The following is a 15,845-nucleotide window of genomic DNA, read 5'->3' as shown; positions in this document are numbered from 1 at the left end:
ATCATAATTGCTACAATAGCTGCTGAAATTAATGTTACCATAATCTTCTTACCTTTAAATTAAACAATCTTTTTTCTACTAATACTCTCAATTCTCACTCTTGTTATCCTTTTATCTTCTTTTCATCTTTATCTCTCTTTCGATTGCAAAGGTATGAACTTTTAATTGTGTGCGATAACAATTCCAATTGAAAATGATTCTTTCGGCTTCTTTATTGATTTTAATCAAGTTCATACGTGTTCCAAGTGCCCATTTTGCCCCTATTTACCCAATATAGTCTGAAAAAATATTTCCTTTTCATTTATTTTACCTAACTTTGCAGGATATGAAGAAGAAGGCTTTAAATCAGGCATTCAAGGTGGTACTGTCGTTGTTTCTCGGTGGCGCCATTCTCTATTGGATGTATAGGGGCTTCAACTTCAAGCAAGTGGAATATGTGATGTTGCACAAGATGAATTGGGGGTGGATGCTGTTGTCTCTGCCTTTTGGCGTCCTTGCCCAGGCTTTTCGCGGGTGGCGTTGGCGTCAGACACTGGAGCCGGTGGGAGAGCACCCGCGGACATCTGTAAGTGTCAACTCCATCTTTGTGTCGTATGCATCGAGTCTGGTCGTTCCCAGAATAGGGGAGTTTGCCCGTTGTGGCATCCTCAGGCGATGGGACGGCGTTTCTTTCCCGAAGGCTTTAGGTACGGTGATGATAGAGCGGGCGATAGATTCGCTGTTGATCATGATCGTGACCTTTTTGACTATCCTCTATCAGATTCCACTTTTCCACACCTTTTTCCGGAAGACGGGTACGAGCATGAGTTCTTTTTTCAGTAGGTTTACGTTCACGGGGTATCTCGTGACAGGCGTATGCGGTGTGATGGCAATCGGACTGCTCTACTTCCTGCTGAAGAAACTCTCTATATATAATAAGGTGAAGGATGCCGTGAAGGAAATCTGGCAGGGAGTCATGTCGTTGAAGAAAGTGAGGAATGCTCCATTGTTCATCTTCTTCACCCTGGCTATCTGGGGCAGTTATTTCCTGCATTACTACCTGACATTTTTCTGTTTCCAGGCGACTTCCCACCTGAGTATGTCCTGCGCCTTGGTCACTTTCATCGTAGGCAGCATTGCCGTGATCGTGCCCACTCCTAATGGGGCAGGGCCTTGGCATTTCGCAGTTAAGACCATGCTGATATTGTATGGGGTGACGGCAACGGATGCCCTTAATTTTGTGCTTATCGTACACAGCATACAGACCTTGCTGGTGGTATTGATTGGAATTTACGGTTGGCTGGCTTTGTCTTTTACGACGAAGAAAAAAGCAATACTGACAGATAAGAAACCTAATATACAATAGGAGAACATGGTTCAGAGCAACCATGATGACCTGATCTTTTTGAGATGCAAACAGGGATAAGATACTTTCCTATTCATCGGAATATTGTTCCGGGGAAAGCGCGATGGAAGTTTCAACTTAAATACAATAATTATGGAAGAAATCAAGAATTTAAAACCGGAAATCATCTGGCATAATTTCTATGCATTGACACAGGTTCCCAGACCTTCAGGGCATTTGGATGCCATACGCCAGTTTCTGCTTGATTTTGCCAAGCAGGTCGGAGTCGAGGCTTTTGAGGATCCTGCCGGTAATATCGTCATGCGCCAGTCTGCTACGCCTGGAATGGAGAACCGCAAGACCGTTCTCTTGCAAGGTCACATGGATATGGTCCCTCAAAAAGTTCCGGAGAGTACTCACAATTTCGAGACAGACCCGATAGACGCTTATGTCGACGGCGATTGGGTCAAAGCCAAAGGTACGACTCTTGGCGCTGATGACGGCATGGGGGTCGCTACGGCGATGGCTGTCCTAGAGAGTAAAGACCTGAAGCATGGCCCGATAGAGGTGCTGATTACCCGAGATGAGGAAACAGGCATGTATGGTGCCAATGACTTGCCGGAAGGGGAGCTGAAGGCCGATATTCTCCTGAATCTCGATTCCGAACTTTGGGGAAAGTTTACTGTCGGTTCTGCTGGAGGCGTTGATGTGACAGCCGAACTCGATTATAAGGCTGAAGCAAATGTCCTTGACGGGGCTGTAAAGGTGACTCTGAAAGGCCTGCGCGGAGGACATTCCGGTCTGGAAATCAATGCCGGACGTGCAAATGCCAATAAGGAAATGGCAAGACTTGTACGGCGTGCCATCGCTGAAGCTGGCGCCCGACTGGTGTCTTGGAATGGGGGCAGCATGCGCAATGCTATTCCTTTCCAGGCAGAGGTCGTCTTGGCATTGCCAAAGAAAAATATCGGTGCGCTCAGTGAGATGGTAAGCCATCAAAAACAGTTGATCGAAGAGGAATTCAAAGGTATCGAAAAGGACGTGAGGTTCTTTGTCGAAGAGGTAGCTGCACCTGCTACCCGTGTGCCGGAAGAGATACAGGATAACCTGATAGATGCGATCTATGCTTGCCATAATGGTGTGCTCCGCATGGTCCCTGCCTATCCTGATGTTGTGGAAACTTCCAGCAATCTGGCCATCATTGAGATAGATGACCATCAGGCAAAGTTCAAGATCCTGGTCCGCTCTTCTCGTGAAGATATGAAAGCCTATATGGTGGAGCAACTCGAGAGTTGTTTCAGCATGGCAGGCATGAAGACGACGACAAGCGGAGATTACGGAGGCTGGGACCCTGTTCCTGAAAGCCCTATTGTCGGATTGGTCAAGAAGGTCTATCGGGAGCAGAATGGGAAAGATCCGGTCATTCAGGCAGATCATGCGGGACTGGAATGCTCTGTCATCCTGAGCAAATATCCGGGACTGGATATCGTCTCTTTCGGACCTACGATCTACTCGCCGCATACGACCAGTGAGCGCTGCCAGATCTCTTCCATCCCTCCATACTGGGAGTTGGTCAAGGAAGTTCTGGCAGAGATTCCTGAGAAATAAGGTCGGGAGCAGGTGACAAACACCCGTTCGGCATCTCAGGAATGCCAATCGTCATCAATGTTGTAAAGGAGTTGTCTGACAGGAAATAATTCGAATTATTTCCTGTCTTTTGTCTCGTTTACGGATTATTTTACGTACTTTTGCAAAACTATTAAAATTTGGAAGTTTAAATGGACGATTATCACGCGGCATATAAGAATTGTCAGGTGTGAGGATTACTCAAAATGCTAATTCCCATACCCTGATTTTTTTATGGAGATTAGCACGATGAGAACATTTTGGAATATCAATAAAAGCCTAAAGGCAATCGACTCATGGAAGCCGGATTGCTGGATTCAAGTTACTTGTCCCAGTGAGGGAGACCAACAGTTGTTGGAAGAGGAATACCATATTCCCGATTATTTTCTTTCGGATATCAGTGATACTGATGAGCGTGCACGTTATGACTATGATGACGGCTGGATGCTGATCATCCTCCGTATCCCATACGTGAAGGAAATCCGTTCGCGGACGCCTTATACGACGGTGCCTTTGGGCATTATCCATAAGGGAAATGTCACGATTACCGTGTGTTACTACGAGACGAACATGATGATAGACTTTGTCAGTTATCAGCAGAAGCGCGGTGTCGGTTTCACGGATTACGTCGATTTGATTTTCCGCCTTTTCCTCTCTTCCTCCGTGTGGTATTTGAAGCGTCTGAAACAGATCAATTCGCTGATTGAAAAGTCCAAGCACAACCTGGACCGTGAGGTGAACAACGAGAGTTTGATCGGACTGAGCCGGTTGCAGGATTCGTTGACTTATTTCATCACTTCCATCAGAGGAAACGAGAGTTTGCTGCAGAAATTGAAATTCAAGTTGCAGGTGGATGAACTGGATACGGATCTGATAGAAGATGTCAATATCGAGATGATGCAGGCGAGGGAGACATCAAGCATTTATTCCAATATTCTGGAGTCTACGATGGACACCTATTCGAGCATCATCAACAACAATATGAATACGACGATGCGGACGTTGACTTCCGTGAGTATCATCATGATGTTTCCTACACTTATAGCCTCACTTTTGGGTATGAATCTGATCAATGGCCTGGAACGTAATCCCTATGGTTTCCTGATTGCTCTTTTCCTTTCAGCCTTGGTGTCAGGCTTATCTTGGTGTATTTTGCGCTATAAACGTTTGCTTTAGCCAAAATAGGTTAGAAAAATTGCTTTTCTTTAGGCTTTTACAAAAAATTTATATAAGTTTGCATACTATAAGTCTTGTATTCGATACGAGTGCTTTGTTGGCAGCCGTGCGTCAGCGCATGTGTTTGCATTGAAAAACCATGTCATAAACTAAACTGTGAAATGATGGACTCTCAAGAGAATACCCCGATCAAGGGTAAAATGGAAGAAGAGAATCAGGTAGAACAATCTGCGACTTCTGAAGAAGTTGCTTCTGAGAAAAAAGAGGCAACGCAAGAACCGATAGAGGAACATGAGAACCTCCAGTCTGAAAAGACGACTGAGGAACCCACTGTCTCCCAAGCACCTGACGAGCCGGTGAAACCAACTCCGGAACCTGCAGTGGAAACAACAAGCGAACCGGAAACGGCCGATGCTCCGACTGCAGATGAAGGGGATACGACGACCTCAGAGGAAAGCCCCAAGGCTTCTGAGGACAAGAGCCCGGCAGAAGGTGAAGGCACAAGTGAAGCCACGACTGCAAAAGAGAAACCAGAAAAAACGGCTCCTTCTGAGAAGGTCTATAAAACCAGACAGGAAGTCCTCGACCGGGTAACGGAAATCGCCCGGGGAAAAGAGGCTCCTGAAAAGGCTGAAGTAGACCATCTGAAGACCACTTTCTATAAATTGCTGAACATTGACCGTGAAGCTAAGATGAAAGCTTACATTGACGGTGGAGGTGATCCTGACCATTATCCGGCTTTGCCTGACGATATGGAAGAGGCTTTCAAAGCTGAAATGCAGATCATCCGTGAGAAGCGTGCCAAAGTTCTGGAAAGACAGGAAGAGGAGAAAGAGGAAAACCTGAAGAAGAAGGAAAATATTATCGAGAAGATCAAGGCGATGGCAACATCACCTGAGGCTGCCAACAAGTCCTATCAGGAATTCAAGAATCTCCAACAGGAATGGAAGGAGATCAGAGCTGTCCCGCCAGAGAAGGCTAATGAACTCTGGAGAAATTACCAGTTGTACGTTGAGCAGTTCTATGACTTGCTGAATCTGAACAGGGAAGCTCGTGAGTATGACTTCAAGAAGAATCTTGAGTTGAAGACGAAACTCTGTGAAGAAGCTGAGAAATTGGCAGATGTGACTGATGTCATCAGCGCTTTCCAACAGTTGCAGGAATTGCATCAGGAATACCGTGAGACGGGCCCTGTGGCTAAGGATCTCCGGGAGAAAGTCTGGGCAAGGTTCAAGGCTGCTTCTACTGTCATCAACAAGAGACATCAGGAATATTTCGAAAAGATCCGTGCCAAGGAAAAGGATAACCTGGAGAAAAAGACGGCCCTTTGCGAGAAGGTCGAGGCGATAGCACAAGAAGAGAATAAAAGTGCCTCTGACTGGGAACATCATACGAAGGATATCATCGAAATCCAGGGAGAATGGCGGAAAATCGGTTTCGCTCCTCAGAAGATGAACGTGAAAATCTTCCAGCGTTTCCGTTCTGCATGTGACGAATTTTTCAATGGCAAAGCTGAATATTTCAAAGGGCTGAAGGCAAAGTTTGCCGAGAATCTCGAGAAGAAGAAAGCACTGGTGGAAAAAGCTCAGGCTTTGACTGACAGTACGGATTGGCATGCTACTACTGATAAACTGATCGCTCTGCAGAAAGAGTGGAAGACGGTCGGCATGGTTCCTAAGAAGGAGGGCGACAAACTTTGGAATGAATTCCTTTCAGCTTGCAACCATTTCTTCGAGGCTCGTAATGCCGTTCAGGCTGGTTCTCACAAGGAGGAACACGATAATCTGGATAAGAAGAATGAGATCATCGCCAAATTGCAGGACTTGCTGAAGAATCCTGGGGACAAAGTCCAGGAGGTGGTTCAGAAACTGGTCAGTGAATACAATGAGACGGGACACGTCCCCTATAAGGATAAGGATAAAGTCTATAAGGCTTATCATGATGTCTTGGATCAGATCTATACTAATCTGCATGTTTCTGTAGCCCGCCATAGACTGGAGAACTTCAGAAGCAGTTTGAAGAATGTCGCCCAAAGGGGTGAGGATGCCCTTGGCAATGAGCGTGCACGGTTGATGCATCGGTACGAGTCTCTGAAGCAGGAGATCAATACCTACGAGAACAATCTTGGATTCCTGAATGCCGCAAGCAAAAAGGGAAACAGTTTGATCGAAGAAATGAACCGGAAAGTGCAGAGGCAGAAGGATAATCTGGAACTGGTGAGACAGCAGATCAAGGCTATCGACCAGAAAAACAGAGAGTTTGCTGCGGGTAAAACTGCTGCAAAGGCAACTCCTAAATCGGTAAAGGTATCTTCTGCACCAGTTGCAGAAGCAGCTCCTAAACCAGCAGCAAAAGTAACTCCTACACCTGCTGAAAAGATATCTTCAGCACCAGCAGCAGAAGCAACTCCTACACCAACTGAGAAGGTAGCTCCGGCTGCCGAAAAGCAGGTTGATCAACCTGCTGACAGCAAGAGCGAATCTAAGCCTGCTGAGAATTAGAATTTAGAGTTTGAAGGAAAGGACAATGTTCCTTCCCTTCACGTGGTCTAATCATATAATAAAAGGATTTTCCGGCGTCTTAGGATGCGGATGATCCTTTTTTGTTCTTTGCTTGTCCCAGAGTTTTCCTCCCGGATGAGTGGATTCAGGATAAGCAATGCATGCGTTTCAAGTATTTTAACATCACTCGGAATTTTCAGACCATAAAAATAACTATCTTTGTTTCTTATGAATATCGATGAAATTAAAGACAAGCGTATTGCCGTACTTCTCTCGGGAGGAGTAGACAGTAGTGTCGTCGTCTATGAACTGGCTCGTCAGGGTTTGCACCCTGACTGTTTCTATATTATGATAGGTCCTGAGGAAAAAGAATCGTGGGACTGCAACAGCGAGGAAGATATGGAAATGGCTACCGCCGTAGCGAAGAAATATGATTGCAAACTGCAGGTCGTGGACTGCCATAAGGAATATTGGCAGGAAGTGACCAAATATACGATGGACAAAGTCAAGGCAGGACTGACCCCTAATCCTGATGTGATGTGCAACAGACTGATCAAGTTTGGTGCATTTGATGAAAAGATGGGGTGTCATTACGACCTCATCGCTACCGGCCATTATGCGCAGACGGAAATCATAGACGGGAAGAAATGGCTGACGACAAGTCCGGATCCGGTAAAGGATCAGACGGATTTTCTGGCTCAGATCTACGGTTGGCAGTTGGAAAAGGCTGTTTTTCCTATCGGGCAATACCGGAAAGAGGAGGTACGTGAGATAGCTGAGCGTGAGCATCTGGCTACTGCCAAGAGGCGGGATTCTGAAGGAATATGCTTTCTGGGTAATATTGATTATAACGAATATATCCGACGTTATCTCGGTGAGAAAAAAGGAGATGTCATCGAATTGGAGACCGGCAAGAAGATCGGTGAGCATAATGGGGTCTGGTTCCATACGATCGGGCAGCGCAAAGGCCTCGGCTTAGGTGGTGGCCCCTGGTTCGTTGTCAAGAAGGATACGCCGAACAATATCCTTTATGTGAGCCACGGATATGATCCACAGACCGCCTATAAGAAAGAGTTTAAAGTGCATGATTTCCATTTCCTGACGGAACCGGTCAAAGAGAGTAGGGTAACCTTGAAGATCAGGCATACCCCTGACTTCACTGCAGCTACTGTAGAAGACATGGGAGACGGCAGTTATCTCTTCCATCTTGATGCGCCCATTCACGGTGTAGCTCCGGGACAGTTTTGTGTCGTTTATGATACAGACCATCACCGTTGCTTCGGTAGTGGAGAAATCATCTGACGAGAGTCGGATGGGAACGGTATGGGTTCTAGAAGAAGACGGTCGGGCAACAAACTCGATTTTGTCTTTCAGTGAGCAGCCCCGGTTGAGCCTTCTGAGAAACAGACTTTGTACCATTCGAGAAATAAGCGCTCGTAGTTTCGAGAAAGGCAGCGTCTTGTTTCTCGAAAGAAAGCTTCTTCTTTCTCGAGAGAGCGACTTCTTGTTTTTATATGGGATTCATAGCTGAAATTTTAGTGTTAGTCCATATAATTTAATGATGTTGGACGATCCGGAAAGATGGGGAGGACGCGGTGGAATGACAGTAAATGTTCTTGTTTTTCTCGAGGGAAAGACCTGACATTGGGAGGCAGAAAGTGCCTCATCTTCAACTGACGAAGCAGAAAGTAAAATCGATCGAATACATATTAATTTTTAAAAAGCAAATAAAATGATATTAACGACAACTCCAACCCTTGAAGGACATCCTGTCCAGAAATATATAGGGGTAGTAACAGGTGAAACAATCATAGGTGCCAATGCCATCAAGGACATGCTGGCAGGTTTCCGAGACTTTTTCGGAGGCAGAAGTAAAAGTTATGAAGGTGTCTTGAAGGAGGCAAAGACTGCCGCTATGAGCGAGATGTCCGAACGTGCTGCACAATTAGGCGCAAACGCTGTCGTCGGAATTGATCTGGACTATGAGACCGTAGGACAATCCAATTCCATGCTGATGGTGACTTGCAGTGGTACAGCCGTGATATTGTAGCACCGAAAGGCAAGACTTGTTGCCTGTGATTGATAAATGCCAATTGCCTGGTCTTGACTGGGCATTGGCAAACTTCTATAAAATCTGAAATCTTTCTTTTCTGGTAGATTCCAATTGGGATATATCAGAAAAGGAAGAGAGACGGGTTATTGATTTCTTGATTCTTCCAGGAGCGTATTCCAGTCCTTACATAATTGCGTCATTTTCTGATAGACAAGATAGGCGCCTTCTTTCTCCAATGCAGAATCGGGTAGTGGACCACTGTTCACGCCTATGGTGAAGATATGAGCTGCTACACCTGAGCGTACCCCCAGAGGTGCATTCTCGATGACGACACCTTGCCAAGGCTGGTAGTTGCCGCATTTCTTCAGACCCATCAGATAAGGGTCAGGATAAGGTTTACCGCGTTTGACGTCGTAAGCGGTGACGATATGTGTTTCATTGAGGAACTCGCCGAAGTCGCGCAGCAGTCTTTGGATGAGCGGGCGTTGTCCGCTTCCGGTGACAACCCCGATGGTAATGCCTGAGGCTTGGATCTGCCGCATCAAATCAATGACACCGGGGAAGATCTCCGGTTCGGGTAATTTGTGGAAATAGTCGGTTTTCACATCGTACATCTGTTGTGCTTCCTCTATTGAGAGGTTCTTGCCCAGTTGCCGTTGCGCAAAAAGGCGTATGGTATCAATGCCTCTGGCTCCCTCAGTAGCATAAGCGTCAGCTGTCGTCATGTGTATTCCGAATTGCTTCATGCTTTGAGTCCAGGCGATGGCATGGTTAGGCATCGAATTGTAGAGGACACCGTCCATATCGAATAAGACACAGCGGATCCCTTTATTGGATTCTTCTATCGGGACAGATATTCCCGAAGCCTTCAGATGATTTCTGTATGTGCTCAGAGCCGCCTGAATGTCTTTCTTGTTCATGTTATAATAATAGAGTCAATCTTTTTACCTGCTCTGTCTGAATCTCCAATTGAAAAGAGAGGAGAGGCCTTCTCTTCATATTTGGCATTTAGGACATTTATAATTTCCGGGAGATTGGCTCTGTCATGCAGCAGTCAGTCTCCCGGAATATCAAGAAGGGATTATTTTTCTTTGTCGAGGCGCTCTCTGATGGCCTTGCTCTCTGCTTCGTAGCCAGGTTTGTTGAGCAGTGCGAACATATTCTTCTTATAGGCTTCCACACCAGGCTGGTTGAACGGGTTGACACCTTCCAACAGACCACTGATACCACAGGCTTTCTCAAAGAAATAGATGAGTTGTCCGACATAGTATTCGTTCAATTCAGGAACACTGATGCGGATATTGGGGACCTTGCCGTCAACGTGGGCCAGTCTGGTTCCCAGTTCTGCCATTTTGTTGACTTCGTCTACGCGTTTGCCTTCGAGGAAGTTCAAACCGTCGAGGTTGTCATCGTCATGAGGGAACAACAGAGTGTGGTTCGGTTTTTCGATAGAGATGACGGTTTCGAAGATTGAGCGTTCACCTTCCTGAATCCACTGTCCCATAGAGTGGAGATCAGTAGTAAAGTCACAGGCAGCAGGGAACAGACCCTTATTCTCCTTGCCTTCACTCTCACCGTAAAGTTGCTTCCACCACTCACCGATGTAATGGAGTTTGGGTTGGAAGTTTTCGATGATCTCGATCTTCTTTCCGTTCTGTGTATACAGAGCCTGACGTGTAGCAGCGTAGAGTGCGGAAGGATTGTCTTCGAAAGCCACGTGTGCACCGGTAGCCTTTTCCATGTCGCGGGCACCGTCGATGATTTTCTTGATGTCGAATCCTGCACAGGCGATTGGCAGCAGACCTACCGGGGTAAGTACTGAGAAGCGGCCACCGACATTATCAGGGATGATAAAACTCTTGAAGCCTTCCTTGTCTGCGCATACGCGGGCAGCGCCTTTGTGGGCGTCTGTGATGGCAACGATGACCTTCTTGGCCTCTTCTTTGCCTCTCTGTGCCTCGCACTGTTTTCTGAGCAGACGGAAAGTCAGAGCAGTTTCTGTCGTCGTACCGGATTTGGAAATATTGATGACACCGAATTTCTTGCCTTTGAGGTAAGTGGTCAGTTCTGAGAGATAATCCTCTCCGATATTGTTTCCTGCAAAAAGGATATTCGGATTCTTGCTGTCGTCATTGACGAGCCAACTGAATGAATTGCCCAGGGCTTCGATGACGGCGCGGGCACCTAGATAACTGCCCCCGATTCCTGCAACGACAATAGCCTCACAATTGGCACGGAGGACCTTTGCTTCATCCTCTATTTCTTTAAGGAAAGCAGGGGTGACGGAAGAAGGGAGATGCAACCACCCGAGGAAATCGTTCCCGGCACATGTGCCGTTTTCAAGAGCTTCCTGAGCAGCCTTAACCTTTGACTCATACGATTTTACTGCATCGTTCTTCAGAAACGATGTGGCTTTAGTAATGTCTAAGTTGATATTTTTCATTGAAGTTGTTTTTTATTAGTGGACTGAGTCCGCTACAAATTTATAGATTTTTCTAACGGAATACATCTGCCAAGAGTTTGATTTCTGTCTTGGGATCTATACGGTTATAGAGGATGTCATATACGGCGTCAAGAATGAGCATCTTGATGCGCATGTGCGCATTGATCTCTTTCATGCTCTTGGTGCCGTAATAGCCCTCGGCAACCATTTCCATCTCTATTTGCGCTCTTTTTACAGAATAGCCTTTTCCGATCATTGTCCCGAAGGTGCGGTTCCTGGAAAACTTGGAATACCCGGTCACCAGCAGGTCACCGAGGTAGACGCTGTCGTAAATACAGCGGTCACAAGGATAGGTGGCTGTCAGAAATCGGTTCATCTCCTGGACGGCGTTCGACATCAGGACGGCCTGAAAATTGTCGCCGTATTGAAGACCGTTGCATATTCCCGCGGCAATGGCATAGATGTTCTTCAAAACAGAACTGTATTCTATTCCCATGACATCTGTGGAGATCTTGGTGCGGATGAAGTCCGAATTCAGCAATTCGGTAAAGGCTTTGGCTTTTTCCCGGTCACCGCAGGCAACGGTCAGATAAGTCAGGCATCTCAAGGCAACTTCTTCTGCATGGGAGGGACCTCCGATGCAGGCGAGGTCATTGTAGGGGATGCCGTAGGTCCGGTGGAAATATTCCGAACAGACCAGATTCTCATCCGGGATGATGCCTTTGATGGCAGTGACAATAAACTTGCCCTTCAGGGGAGCTTTCAGATTCTTGAGCAGTCCTTTCAGATAGGTGGAGGGGGTCACGAAAACCAGCGTGTCATAGTGGTCCACGATCTCTGTGATGTCATCGGAAAAATAGATTTCACTGACATCAAACCGGGCATTTGACAGATAGACCGGGTTGTGCCCCAGTCGTCTGAAATCTTCGATGCGGTCAGGTCTGCGGACATACCAGCCGATGTGGTGAGTATGACTCACGATCATCTTGGCTATGGCTGTAGCCCATGACCCGTCACCGATTATCGCTGTTTTTCCTACATTAAACATATATCATTCATCAGGTGTTCTAGAAAATACCTGAGCTCCACTGCAAGTTATCTGCGTTCCGGGCCTTCCCTGAAGACCATTCGTCAAACTGTTTTGTACCTTCCGAGGGTCACGCCTCTTTGGGGGCGTCGAGTTTGGCAGCTTCAGTGATCCACTTGCCTATCTCCTCTACGGAAGGTTTCTCGTAGTTCAGTTTGTATTTCTTGTTGATCTCTCCGATCTTCTGCTGGAGACCCTGTGCCTTTTCATCCCTGATGTCTGAGATCAGGTTGAATCCGCACTTCCGGAGGACATACATCCAGTTTTCCGGGACGCCTATGGCAGCCCATTCCTTGGCACTGCTTTGCGGGATCTTCGGTTCCGGCTTCATCTGCGGGAAGAGCATCACTTCCTGAATGTACTCTTTGCCGGTCATCAGCATGACCAGTCTGTCGATGCCGATGCCGATGCCACTCGTCGGCGGCATGCCGTATTGCAGGGCACGCAGGAAGTCCTGGTCAATGACCATCGCTTCATCATCGCCTTTGTCAGCCAGCCGCATCTGTTCCTTGAAACGTTCTTCCTGATCCAGTGGGTCGTTTAATTCGGAATAGGCATTTGCCAGTTCCTTGCCGTTGATCATCAGTTCGAAGCGTTCGGTCAACCCCGGCTTTGAGCGGTGCATCTTCGTCAGCGGAGACATCTCTACAGGGTAGTCAATGACGAAGGTCGGCTGTATGAATGTTCCCTCACAGAACTGTCCGAACATCTCGTCAATGAGTTTGCCCTTGCCCATCGTCTCATCCACGTCCATATTGAGTTTCTTGCAGATCTCACGGATCTCGTCTTCGCTTTTACCGTCCACATCGTAACCGGTCTTTTCCTTGATGGCATCCAGTATGGGAATGCGGCGGTAAGGTGCCTTGAAACTGACGAGATGGTCTCCGATCTGGACTTCCGGTTTGCCATTGACGGCAATACAGATCGTCTCAAGGAGTTTTTCAGTGAACCCCATCATCCAGTTATAGTCTTTGTACTGGACATAGAGTTCTAGACAGGTAAATTCGGGGTTATGATACCGGTCCATTCCTTCATTGCGGAAATTCTTGCCGATTTCATACACGCCTTCAAACCCGCCGACGATGAGTCTCTTGAGATAGAGTTCTGTGGCAATACGCATGTACATGTCGATGTTCAGCGCATTGTAGTGGGTGATGAAAGGCCGTGCACTGGCTCCTCCCGGAATACTCTGGAGGATCGGGGTCTCCACTTCCGTATAGCCGGCCTTGTCAAAGAAGTCACGCATGGTGCGGAGGACAGTGGCACGTTTGATGAAGGTGTCTTTGACCCCTTCATTGACGATCAGGTCCACATAGCGCTGGCGATAGCGGAGTTCAGGGTCATTGAATTCGTCGTATGCGACACCGTCCTTGTACTTGACGATCGGCAGGGGTTTCAGACTCTTGCTCAAAAGGGTCAGAGACTGGGCGTGTACAGTGACTTCACCGGTCTGGGTCTTGAATACAAAACCTTTGATGCCGATAAAATCTCCGATATCCAGGAGTTTCTTAAAAACTTTATTGTAGAGATCTTTATTGTCTTCAGGGCAGATATCATCACGGGTGATGTATACCTGGATCCGGCCCTTTGAGTCCTGCAATTCTGCAAAACTGGCTTTACCCATGATACGCCGGGTCATCATTCTGCCGGCTATGACCACCTCGCGCTTTTCATCTTCTTTATATTCTGCTTTGATGTCAGTGCTGAAGGCATTGGCAGGATACGCTGCGGCCGGGTATGGGTTGATTCCCATCTTCCGAAGTTCTTGCAAACTTTCTCTGCGGCCGATTTCCTGTTCGCTAAGCTCTAATACGTTCATTTCTTCTATTTTCAAACTGTTACTTTGATTGCAAAATTAATAAATTATTCCGAAAGCATCGTGTGTTTTGTGATTTTTATTCTTCTCTTTGGAGGAACTTTATATCCAGGTTTACATTCGTAAGTATCAACTTTCATTTTCCTTTTGTTTTCCATTTTAACAGTAGAAAACCAAAATCTAATCTCTTCATGAATTTATATCCTTGTTTTTTCGTAATTTTGCCATTCTAACATCAGACGTATGAATATCGAAAGAGAACGGAATATCCTGAAACGGGAAGACGGTCTGTCCAAGACCTTAGGTATCGAGTTTATCTCAACACCTGAACCTGATACATTGATCGGGAAGATGAAAGTGGATGAACGCAACAAACAGCCGTTCGGTTTCCTGAGCGGTGGGGCCACATTGGCTTTGGCGGAGAATCTTGCCGGCGTCGGCAGTATGGCACTCTGTCCGGGGAAGATATGTGTCGGCATCAACGTGAGCGGCAATCACCTGAAGTCTGTCCTCTTTGGGGACACTGTCACTGCTTATGGCCGTCTGCAACACAAGGGCCGCACGCTTCACCAATGGCATATTGATATCCGGAATGAGGCGGGCGAACTGATCTCTACCGTGCAGGTGACGAATTATGTGCTGAGTCCCCGTAGTCCGAAAGCTGTGAAGGAGGGGAAGCAAAAGGAGGGCGGTACCACTAATGGATAATTATGCCATCTACCGTTTGCCCGGTCAGGACGAATGTGTCTGCCTGTCCTCCAAATCCCAACCGATTGCCTTAGATGCTGTATCTGACCTTAACGGACGGAGTGGATTTGTCTTCGCTCCCTTTGATCCTTCCAGAGAGACACCTGTGCTCCTCCTCGTACCTGATCAGGTGGAGGTCTTGAAGATCGGTGCATCGAAAGGTGCTGATCAGTTGGATGCAGGCATTTCCGATGCCGGTAAGTCCCATGATCTTTCAAGTGAATGGGAGTCTTATCAGAAGATGTTCGCGGCCTTTCATGGACAACTCACTGGTAAGGAGTTTCAGAAAATTGTTCTGGCCCGACGCTCACGTCGATATATCGAAAACTTGCCGACTCCGGAAGAACTTTTTCAGAAGGCGTGCAGGTGCTATCCTCATCTGTTCGTCGCTCTCGTCTCCACGCAAGAGGGCGGGACGTGGCTGACGGCTACCCCTGAAATCCTCCTGAAAGGCAGTGGGCGGATCTGGCAGACGATCGCTTTGGCAGGTACGATGAAGTCGGGGGATACGGGGACGTCTTTCCCTCAGAATCCTTATCGGGATCCGGCTTTACGGAATGCCCTGTGGACGAAAAAGAATATCCATGAGCAGGCACTTGTGGCTGACTATATCGAGAAATGTGTCGACCGTTTTTCCAACCAACTCGAAAAGACACCGCCTTATACGACGCGTGCTGCTGACCTTCTGCATCTGCGGAGTGATTTCAGATTCACATTGCCTGACCATGATCATTTGGGCGACCTGCTGGATGCGCTTCACCCGACACCGGCTGTTTGCGGACTTCCCAAGAAGAAGGCTCGCCGCTTCATCCTCGAAAATGAATGTGCCCCGCGCCGCTATTACAGTGGGTTTCAAGGTCCGCTTTCTTTTCAAGGCGAGACCCATCTTTATGTCACCTTGAGATGCATGGAGTTGACTGCTCACTATTGTGACCTTTACGCCGGGGGCGGCTTGCTGAACGACAGCCATTGTGAGGATGAATGGCTGGAGACAGGGGCAAAGTTGGGAACGATGGAGCGACTGTTGTAGGAAAGGGCAAAATAGAACTGACCTTTGCCGTTGTCCCTAAGT

At 47.2% G+C, this 15,845-nt stretch carries 12 protein-coding genes; 8 read left to right on the top strand and 4 right to left on the bottom strand.

What is annotated here, in order from left to right:
• The first annotated feature begins 325 nt into the window (after window positions 1-325).
• From NG821_RS01070 to NG821_RS01045, 6 genes are all read left to right on the top strand, one after another.
• Complete coding sequence (locus NG821_RS01070; RefSeq protein ID WP_252759812.1) at window positions 326-1,345, top strand: lysylphosphatidylglycerol synthase transmembrane domain-containing protein; 1,020 nt, start codon at window positions 326-328, stop codon at window positions 1,343-1,345.
• Between the two features lie 132 nt (window positions 1,346-1,477).
• Window positions 1,478-2,932, top strand: a complete 1,455-nt coding sequence (locus tag NG821_RS01065; RefSeq protein ID WP_252759811.1) for an aminoacyl-histidine dipeptidase — start codon at window positions 1,478-1,480, stop codon at window positions 2,930-2,932.
• 267 nt (window positions 2,933-3,199) lie between these two features.
• On the top strand, window positions 3,200-4,126 hold the full coding sequence (locus tag NG821_RS01060; RefSeq protein ID WP_252759810.1) for a magnesium transporter CorA family protein: 927 nt from the start codon (window positions 3,200-3,202) through the stop codon (window positions 4,124-4,126).
• A 164-nt stretch (window positions 4,127-4,290) separates the two neighbouring features.
• Entirely contained in the window at window positions 4,291-6,627 is a 2,337-nt protein-coding gene (locus tag NG821_RS01055; protein ID WP_394802046.1) for a DUF349 domain-containing protein, read from the top strand.
• Window positions 6,628-6,855: 228 nt separating this feature from the next.
• Complete coding sequence (gene mnmA, locus NG821_RS01050) at window positions 6,856-7,929, top strand: tRNA 2-thiouridine(34) synthase MnmA (RefSeq protein ID WP_252759808.1); 1,074 nt, start codon at window positions 6,856-6,858, stop codon at window positions 7,927-7,929.
• A gap of 430 nt (window positions 7,930-8,359) precedes the next feature.
• Window positions 8,360-8,677, top strand: a complete 318-nt coding sequence (locus NG821_RS01045; protein WP_252759807.1) for a heavy metal-binding domain-containing protein — start codon at window positions 8,360-8,362, stop codon at window positions 8,675-8,677.
• Between the two features lie 146 nt (window positions 8,678-8,823).
• On the opposite strand, the gene NG821_RS01040 is transcribed toward NG821_RS01045, so the two are convergent.
• The 4 genes from NG821_RS01040 to lysS form a co-directional block, all read right to left on the bottom strand.
• Window positions 8,824-9,600 carry an HAD family hydrolase gene (locus NG821_RS01040; RefSeq protein WP_252759806.1) on the bottom strand — a complete coding sequence of 259 codons (777 nt, stop codon included), beginning with the start codon at window positions 9,598-9,600 and terminating at the stop codon, window positions 8,824-8,826.
• A 161-nt stretch (window positions 9,601-9,761) separates the two neighbouring features.
• A complete protein-coding gene (locus tag NG821_RS01035; protein ID WP_252759805.1) occupies window positions 9,762-11,123 on the bottom strand; it encodes a glucose-6-phosphate isomerase in 1,362 nt (453 codons plus the stop codon).
• Window positions 11,124-11,175: 52 nt separating this feature from the next.
• Window positions 11,176-12,171: an NAD(P)H-dependent glycerol-3-phosphate dehydrogenase gene (locus NG821_RS01030; protein WP_252759804.1), complete on the bottom strand. Its 996-nt coding sequence runs from the start codon at window positions 12,169-12,171 to the stop codon at window positions 11,176-11,178.
• Window positions 12,172-12,280: 109 nt separating this feature from the next.
• Window positions 12,281-14,029 carry a lysine--tRNA ligase gene (gene lysS, locus NG821_RS01025; protein ID WP_252759803.1) on the bottom strand — a complete coding sequence of 583 codons (1,749 nt, stop codon included), beginning with the start codon at window positions 14,027-14,029 and terminating at the stop codon, window positions 12,281-12,283.
• A gap of 240 nt (window positions 14,030-14,269) precedes the next feature.
• Between lysS and NG821_RS01020 the strand changes: the two genes are divergently transcribed.
• The gene (locus tag NG821_RS01020) at window positions 14,270-14,734 is read left to right on the top strand and encodes a PaaI family thioesterase (protein ID WP_252759802.1); all 465 of its coding nucleotides are present in this window, start codon (window positions 14,270-14,272) and stop codon (window positions 14,732-14,734) included.
• Window positions 14,727-15,803, top strand: coding sequence for a chorismate-binding protein (locus NG821_RS01015; protein WP_252759801.1), 1,077 nt, complete (start codon window positions 14,727-14,729; stop codon window positions 15,801-15,803). The genes NG821_RS01020 and NG821_RS01015 overlap by 8 nt, the downstream gene beginning before the upstream one ends.
• Window positions 15,804-15,845 lie beyond the last annotated feature (42 nt).

Source organism: Segatella cerevisiae (assembly GCF_024054555.1).
In the GTDB taxonomy this organism is placed as follows: Bacteria; Bacteroidota; Bacteroidia; order Bacteroidales; family Bacteroidaceae; genus Prevotella; species Prevotella cerevisiae.
This window is presented reverse-complemented; position numbering and strand designations above follow the sequence as displayed.

Excerpts from the sequence above, each read along its gene's own strand:
- NG821_RS01070 (WP_252759812.1), top strand. The coding sequence starts at position 326 with ATGAAGAAGAAGGCTTTAAATCAGGCATTCAAGGTGGTACTGTCGTTG.
- NG821_RS01065 (WP_252759811.1), top strand. The coding sequence starts at position 1,478 with ATGGAAGAAATCAAGAATTTAAAACCGGAAATCATCTGGCATAATTTC.
- NG821_RS01060 (WP_252759810.1), top strand. The coding sequence starts at position 3,200 with ATGAGAACATTTTGGAATATCAATAAAAGCCTAAAGGCAATCGACTCA.
- NG821_RS01055 (WP_394802046.1), top strand. The coding sequence starts at position 4,291 with ATGGACTCTCAAGAGAATACCCCGATCAAGGGTAAAATGGAAGAAGAG.
- mnmA (WP_252759808.1), top strand. The coding sequence starts at position 6,856 with ATGAATATCGATGAAATTAAAGACAAGCGTATTGCCGTACTTCTCTCG.
- NG821_RS01045 (WP_252759807.1), top strand. The coding sequence starts at position 8,360 with ATGATATTAACGACAACTCCAACCCTTGAAGGACATCCTGTCCAGAAA.
- NG821_RS01040 (WP_252759806.1), bottom strand. The coding sequence starts at position 9,600 with ATGAACAAGAAAGACATTCAGGCGGCTCTGAGCACATACAGAAATCAT.
- NG821_RS01035 (WP_252759805.1), bottom strand. The coding sequence starts at position 11,123 with ATGAAAAATATCAACTTAGACATTACTAAAGCCACATCGTTTCTGAAG.
- NG821_RS01030 (WP_252759804.1), bottom strand. The coding sequence starts at position 12,171 with ATGTTTAATGTAGGAAAAACAGCGATAATCGGTGACGGGTCATGGGCT.
- lysS (WP_252759803.1), bottom strand. The coding sequence starts at position 14,029 with ATGAACGTATTAGAGCTTAGCGAACAGGAAATCGGCCGCAGAGAAAGT.
- NG821_RS01020 (WP_252759802.1), top strand. The coding sequence starts at position 14,270 with ATGAATATCGAAAGAGAACGGAATATCCTGAAACGGGAAGACGGTCTG.
- NG821_RS01015 (WP_252759801.1), top strand. The coding sequence starts at position 14,727 with ATGGATAATTATGCCATCTACCGTTTGCCCGGTCAGGACGAATGTGTC.